Genomic DNA, 11,915 nt, shown 5'->3' on the forward strand with positions numbered 1-11,915 from the left:
GAACTCATACATGTAAGTAGTGCAATATGCTACTTACATGTATTATGGTATGTGCATACGCGCAAGGGTAGGAGGGGCTATGGCTGAACATAATACATCTGCTCAAGGTCTAGCAGAAGATGAGATGCCATTGTTTTCCGCGCATTCATTGGGAGCGGAAATAAGTGCTGATCCGACGGACCCCCTTCTTCCTATTGTGCAAGTGACTCGTATGCATCACCCAGATGAAGACTTAAGTGTTTTACGTCGTGCCTATGAGCGAGCTGTTATTCAGCATGCACCTCAGCGACGTAAATCAGGCGAGCCATATATCATTCACCCACTTGCTGTTTCTCAGATTCTTGCAGATTTAGGTATGGGGCCAAGTGTGGTGGCTGCCGGTTTGCTGCATGATACGGTTGAAGATACTGACTACACTCTTGATGAATGTCGCAAAGAATTTGGTGACACTATTACTGGACTTGTTGATGGTGTCACCAAACTCTCAAAAATGGAATATGGTGATTCCGCTCAAGCAGAAACCATACGAAAAATGGTTGTTGCAATGAGCAAGGATGTGCGAGTATTAGTTGTTAAACTTGCTGACCGTGTCCATAATGCGCGTACATGGCGTTATGTTAAGCAATCTAGTGCTGAGCGTAAAGCGCATGAAACTCTCGATGTCTATGCTCCACTGGCCAACAGATTGGGCATGAATGCTATAAAAACAGAACTGGAAGAGCTGAGCTTCAAAACGCTACATCCAAAAATTTATAATGAAATAGTTGTACTTGTTGCACGCCGTGCAGGTGCAAGAGATGTCTATCTCAAGCAAATTCTTGAAGAAGTCAATGAAGACTTAACGGCACAGGGCGTCCACGCATATGTTACCGGGCGACCGAAAGATTATTTTTCTATCTATCAAAAGATGATTGTACGTGGTCATGAATTTGAAGATATTTATGATCTTGTTGGCGTGCGTATTATTGTCGATTCTATCAGGGATTGTTATGCTGCATTAGGTGCTGTGCATGCGCGTTGGAATCCGGTTCCTGGACGCTTCAAGGACTATATTGCTATGCCAAAGCTCAATATGTATCAGAGCTTGCATACTACGGTTGTCGGTCCCGGTGGCAAGCCTGTCGAAATTCAAATTCGCACATGGGATATGCATCGGCGCGCGGAATTTGGTATTGCTGCACATTGGAAATACAAGGAAAACGGACAGGCGGGACGAGCACTTTCCGCGCCAGACAAGCAAGATAAAGCGCGTGAATCAGCGGCAAACGAATTCAGTGAAGCTGATAATCTCAAGTGGATTCAGCAGCTTGCCGACTGGACGAGTGAAACTCCAGACTCGAATGAGTTTTTGGGCTCTCTGAAACAAGATTTGGGCTCTTCGGAAGTATATGTATTTACACCAAAGGGCAAGATTGTTTCACTGCCCGCAAAAGCTACACCCGTTGATTTTGCGTATGCTGTCCATACAGAGGTGGGGCATAGGACGATGGGTGCTCGTGTCAATGGTAGATTAGTGCCATTAGATACGAAACTTGATAATGGCGATACTGTCGAAATCCTGACTTCTAAATCGGACAATGCTGGACCTTCGCGTGACTGGCTCAGCTTTGTGCAAAGCCCTAAAGCACGTAATAAAATACGTCAATGGTTTACCAAAGAGCGACGTAGTGAAGCAATTGAAGAAGGTCGAGACGAGCTTACACGCGCTATGCGTAAGCGAAATATGCCAATCCAATCGCTGATGACTCCTGAGGCATTGATTGGAGTTGCTGAGGAAGTAGGATTATCAGATCCTCAAGCAGTATTTGCTGCTATCGGCGAGGGACAGATTTCTACCCAAAATGTGATTTCTCGTTTGGTGAAGGATGTTGGTCGCCAAGAAATCGAGGAAGAAGTTGAACAGGAAGCGCTGCCACTGCAGCGCGTGCGCAATACGCATGCCAGCCCGCAGGTTGCTGTGAAGGGCGTAACCGATATTTGGGTAAAGATGGCAAAGTGCTGTATGCCTGTTCCAGGAGATGCAATTGTCGGCTTTATTACTAAGGCTCAGGGTGTTTCTGTGCATCGTGCAGATTGCCAGAATTTAATCGATTTGAAGAAGAATCAGCCAGATCGTATTGTTGAGGTTTCATGGATAAGCTCTAACGGTACATTTTTGGCAAAAATTCAAGTCGAGGCTCTCGACCGCCCACATTTGTTATCTGAGGTTACTCGCGTACTTTCTGATCATGGAGTAAATATTATTTCAGGCAATATTGCTACTGGTGATGATCGTGTAGCTATTTCTCAATTTGTATTCGAAATGGCGGATCCACAGCATTTGTCGAAATTGCTATCAGCAATACGACGTATTGATGGTGTGTTTGATTGTTACCGTATTACTGGTGCTAAAGATTCAGCAGAACCAAGATTGCGTCATATGTAGTATGTGTCTGTAGTATGCGCCACTTACTATGTACTCGATATGCACCGTGTAAGAGTAAGTGGAGGGTTGTTTTTCTTGCACATTGCATGTTCTTTCCCAGAAATAAATGAAGCCTGTAGCACGTAACTTTCGTTACGAACTACAGGCTTCACTTGTGCTTATATCATGTAAACAGGGTTAATTAGCGTACTGCATTAAGCCACTGTTCCTTGGTTGCACGCTCTGCTTGAAGCTTTGCTTTACGTGCCTCATCGGTTTCAGCAGCAATTTGCTGGTCAAGCTGTGCGAGCTGTGCTTCGAGCTGAGCTGTGAACTCTGACTTGCGAGCGTCAGTTTCTGGGTCAGTCTGGCTCCATACAGCATCTTCCGCAGCCTTAATCTGCTGCTCTACGGCATCAAGCCGCGACTCAATGCGACGTACTTCTTGACGCGGAACAAAGCCGATAGCATCCCATTCTTCTTGAATAGCAGCAAGAGCTTCTCGTGCTTGCTTTGCAGCTTGTTCATCATGAACTGGAACTAACGCCTCAGCCTTTACCAGCAGTGCCTCTTTCTTCGCAAGGTTATCTCGCTCAGTTTGAGAAGTCTGATCGCGGTCAGCCTGACGAGCATTGAAGAATGTATCAGCAGCTGCTCTAAAGCGTGCCCATAATGCATCATCTTCTTGACGGCCAGCACGACCCGATTGTTTCCACTGTTCCATCAATTCATTGAATTGACGTGAAGTATTAGCCCAATCAGTAGAATCTTTTAGGCTTTCTGCCTGTTCAATAATCGCCTCTTTCAGGCTCTTAGCTTGTGCACGCTGAGCATCTCGAGATTGTGCCCACTTGCGACGAGCTTGATTGAACGAAGTGCGAGCTGCAGAAAAACGCTTCCATAATTCATCAGCCTGCGCGCGATCAATGCGTACACTCGAACGCTGATGTGCTTGCCACTGTTCGAATAATTCGCGGAATTTATCAGCAGTCTGACGCCAATTTGTAGAGTTGCCAAGAGACTGTGCCAATGCTTCAGCCTGCTCGACAATTGCAGTGCGTTCTTCGATGGCCTTTGCTACTGCTGCCTTACGGGCTTCGGTAATTTCTTCCTTGCGCTTTTGCGCTTCTTCGCTAAGGGATGCGAGCTGTTCTTTAAGAGCTGCAATATCTCCGACAACTGCAGGCTCAACAAGTTCTTGAGTCAAGTTCTTTAAGGATTCGTCAATTTCACGGATCTTAATTTGTGGAGAGCTCAATCGAGTAGCAAATACTTGTAAGCGTGCTTTAAGGTCAAGGTAGCGTGTTGCAAAGAGTCGAAGCGCTGATTGTGCGTCAGTATCGGCATATTGTCCTACTGCGCGTTCGCTTTCGCCTTCACGGACAAAAACGGTACCATCGTCAGCAACACGGCCAAAGGACTCAGCTTGCGCAAGCTCTTCTTGTGAACCGGCAACTTGTGCATTAGCAACTTTTGGTGCTGTTTTAGCCAATGCAGCAGGCGTTGGCGCATGTGGCTTCGGCACAGCAGGGGTTGCTTGTGGTGTAGCGGATACATTCTCTGGTGTGGATGCGGCAGTATTTGGCATCTCCAGCTCCTTAGCGTCGTAACAGAAGGAATCTATAAAGAAACTATAAACGAAGCTCCCTATAGTTTTCCATAACATGACCTATTATAGGGACTCGTGGCTAAAGGTGCATCATTATCAGGTTTTCCGGAGTGGCTGCCTGAAGAACGTTTTGTTGAACAGCAGGCAATGGACACTCTGAGAAGTGTTTTTTCATTACATGGTTTTCAAGGAATTGAGACGAGAGCTGTGGAATTAGGCTCTTCTTTGCTGAAAAAAGGTGAAACCAGCAAAGAGATTTATTTGCTCTCACGTCTACAAGAAGTGGGGAGTGAAAACGACACGCCCGTAGAAGATCGAATGGGTTTGCATTTCGATCTCACTGTCCCGTTAAGTCGCTATGTGGTAGAGCATAGTGGGGATTTGGTGTTCCCATTCAAGCGTTGGCAGATGCAAAAGGTCTGGCGTGGTGAGCGTCCTCAAGAGGGTCGTTTCCGCGAATTTACTCAGGCAGATATTGATGTGGTTGGCAACGGTCAATTGCCAGATCATTATGAGGTCGAGCTTCCGCTGATTATGGTAGAAGCATTGGAAGCATTGCGTCCTTTAGGTTGCCCTAAAGCAACAGTGCATGCTAATAACCGCAAGCTTTCTGAAGGTTTTTACCGAGCAATTGGTTTAACTGATATTGAAGGTGTTTTGCGTACTATTGACAAAATTGACAAAATTGGTCCAGATGAAGTAGTTCGCGAGCTCAAAGAAACATGCAGTGCTAATGATACGCAAGCTCAAGCGTGCTTGGCATTAGCGCAAATTACTGCAACAAGCGGTCGGCAGTTGCGTGAGTCTTTTGATCAGTTGTGTGCATCCGTAGAAGTTACTGCTGCGAATGAGCACTATGCTTTGGCTATGGAAGGTATTGCCACACTTGAGAAAATCGTGGATGGCGCAGCTGCTATTCGCCCAGGTGCTGTTATTGCTGATCTGAAAATTGCTCGTGGACTGGATTATTATACTGGTTCGGTGTATGAGACTTTCCTCGACGGTGCTGCATCGCTGGGATCTATTTGCTCAGGTGGTCGCTACGATAATTTGGCAACACAGGGTTCTCACACATATCCGGGTGTGGGATTGTCTATTGGTCTTTCTCGACTTGTTTCGCATATGCTGCATGTAAGTGGAGCTCATGCCAACAGGCAAAGTCCAGCAAGTGTTTTAGTGGCTGTTTGGGATGAAGCACATCGTGCACAGTCAGATGCTATTGCCCGTGCTCTTCGTACACGCGGTATTGCTACCGATGTGGCTCCAGCGGCACAAAAGATTGGTAAGCAGATTCGCCATGCTGATCGTTTAGGTATCCCTTATGTTTGGTTCCCTGCATTTGAGGGACAGCCTGAAGAAGTGAAGAATATTGTTACAGGTGAGCAAATTGAAGCAGATGTGGCTTCATGGCTGCCAGAAGAACAGTATGCAACACAGCATGTGGTTCTGGATTAGTAGCAGCTGCTACAGTGTAGATTTTGATTAATAGAATATGGGTAAAGACGATTTCGTACTTTACATGTGGAAGGAACAGGAATGAGTCAGACGGCGTATCGTACGCATCATGCCACTGAGGTTGATGAGTCACTAGTCGGTCAGCAAGTAACGCTTGCTGGTTGGGTAGATCGTAGGCGTGACCACGGCGGTGTGGCATTCGTTGATTTGCGTGATGCCAGCGGACTTGTGCAAGTTGTTATCAATGATGAGGAAGTTGCACGACCTCTGCGCAGTGAATTTGTAATTCGAGTAACTGGTAAAGTTCGTCTGCGTCCTGAGGGTAATGAAAATGAACGACTTGCTACAGGTCGTATCGAAGTAGTGGCTGAGCATGTTGAAATACTGGCTAAGTCGCAGGCACTCCCATTCCAAGTTTCTACAGCTCTTGAGAATGAGTCTGAAAATACATTGCCGGGCGAGGATGTGCGTTTAAAGTATCGTTATCTAGATTTGCGCCGTCCTAGCATGCAGCGTAATTTGAAGTTACGTTCTGACGTTTCACGTGCTGCTCGACGTGCACTTGACGAGATGAACTTTACTGAGGTAGAAACACCAACATTCATTAAATCAACACCAGAAGGTGCGCGTGACTTTGTTGTTCCTGCACGTTTAGTTCCAGGTTCATGGTACGCGTTGCCACAGTCTCCTCAGTTGCTCAAGCAGTTATTGATGGTGTCTGGTGTAGAGCGCTATTACCAGCTTGCACGTTGCTATCGTGATGAAGACTTCCGTGCTGATCGTCAGCCAGAATTTACACAGCTTGATATGGAAATGGCATACGTGGATCAAGAAGACGTTATCGCTATGGCCGAGCAGGTTATTGCCGCAATTTGGAAAGCGGCAGGTCATGAAGTGCAATTGCCATTGCCGCGTATTTCTTGGACTGACGCTATGAATAAGTATGGTTCAGATAAACCAGATTTGCGTTTTGGTAATGAATTAGTCGATTTGACTGAGTATTTTGCTCACACACCTTTCCGCGTATTCCAAGCTGAATATGTTGGTGCTGTGGTGTATTCGGGAGCTGCAGATTTGCCGCGCCGTCAGTTTGATGCATGGCAAGATTGGGCTCGCCAGCGTGGTGCTAAAGGTCTTGCATATGTGCAGTTTGCTGAGGACGGTACGTTAAAGGGACCTGTAGCTAAGAATCTTTCTGATGAAGAGCGCGAAGGCTTAATGCAGGCAACTGGTGCAAAGTCTGGAGATGCAGTGTTCTTTGCTGCAGGCGCTAAGGAGTCTTCACAGCTCTTGCTTGGTGCAGTACGTGTAGAAATTGCTGATCGTCAAGGCTTGCTGCATCCAGATGAATTTGCTTTTACTTGGGTTGTAGACTTCCCACTCTTTAAGCGCACTGATGATCCTGATGATGACGATGTTGCTGTGGGTCATTCTAAGTGGACATCTATGCATCATCCATTTACCATGCCTTCAGCAGATTGGATTGATCGTTTCGATCAAGATCCTGAGCATGCTATGAGTGACTCCTACGATATTGTGTGCAACGGTCAGGAGATGGGCGGCGGTTCTGTGCGTATTCACCGTGATGACATTCAGGACCGTGTGTTGAATGTGCTCGGTATTGATGCTCAAGAGGCTGAGGATAAGTTTGGGTTCTTGCTTGAGGCCTTTAAGTATGGTGCTCCTCCTCATGCTGGTATTGCATTGGGCTGGGATCGCACAGTTTCCTTGCTGGCTGGGGCTGAATCTATCCGTGACGTTATTGCCTTCCCTAAGGCTGGTGGCGGTCGTGATCCACTTACAGGTGCACCTGCGCCAATCAGTGACGAGCAGCGTGCAGAAACTGGTGTTGATTATGATCCAGAAGAGGACGAATAATCGGTATTGCAGCACCAAGTTCGAGGATAAGCTGAAATGATGAGTATAGGGTATGTGTGATCACATACCCTATATTGTTAAGCGCAAAAGCGTTCACAAGATAATCAATTAGCGTAAACGTCCGTTGGATTTAGGTATACTCAACGTATGCCTGAAGAATATGAGAATAAGGGTGCTGGGCGCCCTCTAGTAGAATTAACGCATGTGGAGAAGCACTACGGTGATTTACATGTGCTCAAAGATATTAATTTGCAAGTCAGCAAGGGCGAAGTAGTTGTTGTAGTTGGTCCTTCTGGTTCTGGTAAATCAACAATGTGTCGCACGATTAATCGTCTAGAAACGATTGATTCTGGAGATATTCGCATTGATGGAAAACCGTTGCCTCAAGAGGGTAAAGCTCTCGCTGAACTACGTGCAGAAGTTGGTATGGTATTCCAATCTTTCAATTTATTTGCGAATAAGACTATTTTAGAAAATGTCACATTAGCGCCAATTAAAGTTCGCCATATGGATAAGAAAAAGGCAGAAGATTTGGCGATGGAATTACTGGCACGTGTAGGTGTTGATTCACAAGCCCAAAAAATGCCAGCGCAGCTTTCTGGTGGACAACAGCAGCGTGTGGCTATTGCCCGTGCATTAGCTATGCAGCCTAAAGTGATGCTTTTTGATGAGCCAACATCAGCGCTTGATCCAGAAATGGTTAATGAGGTACTCGATGTTATGACAGAGCTTGCTCACGAAGGTATGACGATGATTTGTGTCACTCATGAGATGGGGTTTGCGCGTAGAGTGGCTGATCGAATCGTGTTTATGGCTGATGGCCATATTTTGGAGCAAGCAACACCTGCTCAGTTCTTTGAACATCCACAAACTGATCGTGCGCGTGACTTCTTATCTAAGATTTTGACACACTAACGACACAGTTTACGACTTTACAGAAATGATAACACTATGTTGTAGCAGTCAGACTACTAATCAACATGGTGTTGAGTAATAGTAAGGATTTCAATGACTTTTCGCACACAGAGCATAATAGGCAAGTGCCTAGCTGCAATCTGTGCAATAGCATGTCTGTGCTCGCTTGCTGGTTGTGGTAGCGTCAGCACACGAGATAATGTGATTAAAATCGGCATTAAATTTGACCAGCCAGGTGTTGGGTTTAAGAAATCAGGCACATATGTTGGTTTTGATGTTGATGTGGCACGCTATATCGCACAGGAACTCGGGTATTCTGAAGATCAAATTGAATGGAAAGAGGCACCAAGTAAGCAGCGTGAAGCCATGCTGCAAAATGGTGACGTTGATATGATTCTTGCATCGTATTCCATTACAGATGCTCGAAAACGTGCTGTTTCTTTCGCTGGACCTTATCTTGTAGCAGGTCAAGATTTAATGGTGCGCTCTGATGATCACAGTATCAGTGGTCCTGAGGATCTTAATGGTAAGCGACTTTGTTCAGTAACGGGTTCTACCTCAGCAGTTGTGGTAAAAGAGAAGTTCGCTAATGAAGTACAATTAATGCAGCAGCCCGGTTATGCCGAGTGTGCTACTGCACTATTCTCTGGCATTGTTGATGCAGTAACTACAGATGATATTATTCTTGCTGGTCTTGCTGCAGCCTCACGTGGACGTCTTAGAGTAATTGGCAAGCCTTTTACTACTGAATATTATGGTGTGGGCATCAAAAAAGGTGATACTGCCTTTGCGACGCGCATTAATAATGCCATTCGTTCGATGATTAACGACGGATCTTGGAAGCGCGCTATTGAAGACAATACGCGAGGCACAGACTATATGCCAAATCCAGAATTTAATCCTCCAAGTCCGACTGAGGGGGAGCAACATGAGTAGTATTCATGAGTTATTAACGCAGTATGATGTGCTTGGCGCTTTTGCTGTTAATATAGAGCTCACTGTATTTGCAGGACTTTTGGCAACAGTACTGGGCATTATTCTCGTGATCATGCGTATCTCTCCGATTAGTTCGTTGCGTGCGGTTGCAGGAGGGTATGTAGAGCTGTTCAAAAATATGCCATTGACAATCATTATGGTTTTTATGGTTCTTGGCGTATATGCGCAGCTTAAGCTTTCATTTTCAGATAATTTTGATGTGAATTTCTTCTGGCTAGCGGTAACAGGACTTGGTTTATATACTGCGGCTTTTGTGTGTGAAGCATTGCGCAGTGGTATCAATACAGTGCCTTTAGGGCAAGCTGAAGCAGCACGTGCTTTGGGGCTAGGATTCACGCAAACTGCTAGACAGATTATTTTGCCGCAGGCATTCCGAGGTTCAGTTGCTCCTTTGGGAAATACATTGATTGCATTGCTTAAAAATTCGACTGTTGCGGCTGCTGCATCAGTGGCGACGGAAACTTCTTCTCTTATGAGTGAAATGATTGAATTCCATGCAGATGCAATTGTGACAATCTTTTTGATTTTTGCTATTGGCTACGTTATTTTAATTATTCCAATTGGCATGATTACAACGTATCTATCCAATAAACTTGCGGTGAGGAGGTAGAATGGCTAGTTCACAATCAATTTTATTTGATCAGCCGGGTCCTCGCGGTAAGCGTCTTATCAACACTTTAAATCTGATTGCTTTGGTGTTGGTGGCTCTGGTAGTTATTGCTGTGTTAATGCGACTGCATAACCCTCCTGATGGTGAGAATCAGTTAGATTGGCAATTGTGGAAACCAGCGCTTGAATCTGAGGCGTGGACTGATTTTTATCTTCCAGGCTTATGGATGACGCTAAAAGCTACTACTGTTGCAGTTATTGGTTCAGTTATTTTCGGACTGATTTTTGGTATCGGTCGATTGCTTCCGAATATCATTATTCGACTTGTTGCTGGCGCTATTGTTGAGTTCTGCCGCGCGGTTCCAGTGCTGTTGATGATGATTTTCTTCTGGCGATGGTTTGCGTTCGTTGGTATCGAATCAGCATCATATTGGGCTGTTGTTGTTGGTTTGGTGTTGTATAACGGGTCCGTTGTTGCTGAATTAGTACGTTCTGGTGTTGGTAATTTGCCAAATGGCCAGCATGAAGCTTCGATGGCATTAGGATTGACACGTACTCAATCGTTGATCTATATTGAGGTTCCACAAGCAATTACCGCTATGCTTCCTGCTGCTGTAACGCAGCTTGTAGTGGTGCTGAAGGATACCGCATTAGGTTCGATTATTATGTATACGGATCTATTGCAAGAATCTCGACGCTTGGGATCGATGTACTTCAATATTCTGCAAACACTTGTTGTTGCCGCTATTGTGTACTTCTTTGCTTGTTGGTTGCTTTCTCGTCTCGCTGAGTGGTTGCCATCGTATTTGGCAAAGCGTACTGCGGCTCCAATAGATACCGATGCTGTTGCTCCTATTGCAGCAGGTGACGCTTCGAATATCAATCAGATTGCTGTGGCGCGTGAGGTGGAGAATCGTCCATTTGGTGGTGTTCCACGTCAGTATCATGTTCATCATCGTGGTAGCAATGCTTCTATTCAGCATTGGCGCCGCACACGCTATGAGCAGGGCTACGATGAATGGCATCCACGTGACCCACATAATCGAAATGTGATTCGTATGTTGAGTCAAAAACCGGTGCGTAGCCAAGACGACAAACAAATTGATGACACAACGATGAATCCTCCAGTAGGTGATCCGAAAGTCGATTAACTACAGTTGAGTATTCTGCTATCAACTGCTTGGACTACAGTAAGTACCCGTCACTTGGCGGGTACTTTTTTACAGAGATGTTATTTGAATGGAGCGAGAATGCGACGAGTACATGAGCAAGCTGAACAAGGTGAACAATATCAGCAATTGCATCATGTACGTAATCGTACCGCTGGCGCTATGGAATCGTTATTCTCCGCTATTGCTAAGCATTATGATGCCATCAATACGCTGGCAAGCTTTGGGTTCGATAGACTATGGCGTAAACGAGCAATAGATAAACTATCACATGCATTAGCTGCTACTGGCGCTCCAATAGATCGTGCTTATATTGCTGATATTGCTTGTGGTACTGGAACATCGAGTATCGTGTTAGCACGTAGGGGAGCAGAGGTTTTTGCTGGGGATGTGTCTTATGGCATGCTACGTATTGGAGAGCAGCGTAAGAGTGCATTACCAATGCAGGTGAGTCAACGTATCTGTTTTACGCATTGTGACGCGCACCATCTTCCTTTACATGATACAAGTGTAGATGCGGTAACAATATGTTTCGGCTTGCGTAATATGGATTCGCGCGAGCAAGTATTTGCTGAATGTGCTCGTGTTGTCAAACCGGGTGGTGTGTTCATGTGTTTGGAATTTGATAATCCACATCATCGACTTTGGCGCGCGATAGTGCATCAAGTGAGTTCGTGCATGGTACTATGTGTGGCTGCAATATTTCGTCAAAATAGTAAACCATACCAATATTTATTGCAGTCAATTAAGGATTGGCCGGGGGCAGCGTATATTACTGAGCAGCTGCTTACTCATGGCTTTGAAGATGTTCGCGTATATCGTTTGGGTTTTGGTATTGCGAGTATTTGTATTGCATACCGGACGGCATAATCGAGGATGT

At 45.5% G+C, this 11,915-nt stretch carries 9 protein-coding genes; 8 read left to right on the top strand and 1 reads right to left on the bottom strand.

Annotated features, from left to right (window positions below):
* Window positions 1–79 precede the first annotated feature (79 nt).
* Complete coding sequence (locus IEU85_RS02425; RefSeq protein WP_188354629.1) at window positions 80–2,425, top strand: RelA/SpoT family protein; 2,346 nt, start codon at window positions 80–82, stop codon at window positions 2,423–2,425.
* A 181-nt stretch (window positions 2,426–2,606) separates the two neighbouring features.
* Here the strand turns inward: IEU85_RS02425 and IEU85_RS02430 are convergent, their stop codons facing one another.
* Complete coding sequence (locus tag IEU85_RS02430; protein WP_188354630.1) at window positions 2,607–3,992, bottom strand: DUF349 domain-containing protein; 1,386 nt, start codon at window positions 3,990–3,992, stop codon at window positions 2,607–2,609.
* 96 nt (window positions 3,993–4,088) lie between these two features.
* Between IEU85_RS02430 and hisS the strand changes: the two genes are divergently transcribed.
* The 7 genes from hisS (at window position 4,089) to IEU85_RS02465 (ending at window position 11,905) form a co-directional block, all read left to right on the top strand.
* Window positions 4,089–5,468 carry a histidine--tRNA ligase gene (gene hisS, locus IEU85_RS02435; protein WP_188354631.1) on the top strand — a complete coding sequence of 460 codons (1,380 nt, stop codon included), beginning with the start codon at window positions 4,089–4,091 and terminating at the stop codon, window positions 5,466–5,468.
* Window positions 5,469–5,549: 81 nt separating this feature from the next.
* Entirely contained in the window at window positions 5,550–7,346 is a 1,797-nt protein-coding gene (gene aspS / locus IEU85_RS02440; RefSeq protein WP_188354632.1) for an aspartate--tRNA ligase, read from the top strand.
* Between the two features lie 147 nt (window positions 7,347–7,493).
* Window positions 7,494–8,261 (top strand): amino acid ABC transporter ATP-binding protein, encoded by a 768-nt coding sequence (locus IEU85_RS02445; RefSeq protein WP_188354633.1) that lies wholly within the window; start codon window positions 7,494–7,496, stop codon window positions 8,259–8,261.
* 93 nt (window positions 8,262–8,354) lie between these two features.
* On the top strand, window positions 8,355–9,197 hold the full coding sequence (locus tag IEU85_RS02450; RefSeq protein WP_188354634.1) for a glutamate ABC transporter substrate-binding protein: 843 nt from the start codon (window positions 8,355–8,357) through the stop codon (window positions 9,195–9,197).
* On the top strand, window positions 9,190–9,867 hold the full coding sequence (locus IEU85_RS02455) for an amino acid ABC transporter permease (protein WP_188354635.1): 678 nt from the start codon (window positions 9,190–9,192) through the stop codon (window positions 9,865–9,867). The genes IEU85_RS02450 and IEU85_RS02455 overlap by 8 nt, the downstream gene beginning before the upstream one ends.
* 1 nt (window position 9,868) lies before the next feature.
* Window positions 9,869–11,017 (top strand): amino acid ABC transporter permease, encoded by a 1,149-nt coding sequence (locus IEU85_RS02460; protein ID WP_188354636.1) that lies wholly within the window; start codon window positions 9,869–9,871, stop codon window positions 11,015–11,017.
* A 99-nt stretch (window positions 11,018–11,116) separates the two neighbouring features.
* A complete protein-coding gene (locus tag IEU85_RS02465) occupies window positions 11,117–11,905 on the top strand; it encodes a ubiquinone/menaquinone biosynthesis methyltransferase (RefSeq protein WP_188354637.1) in 789 nt (262 codons plus the stop codon).
* Window positions 11,906–11,915: the final 10 nt, after the last annotated feature.

Origin of the sequence: Galliscardovia ingluviei, from assembly GCF_014635685.1 — a bacterium.
GTDB lineage: Bacteria > Actinomycetota > Actinomycetes > Actinomycetales > Bifidobacteriaceae > Galliscardovia > Galliscardovia ingluviei.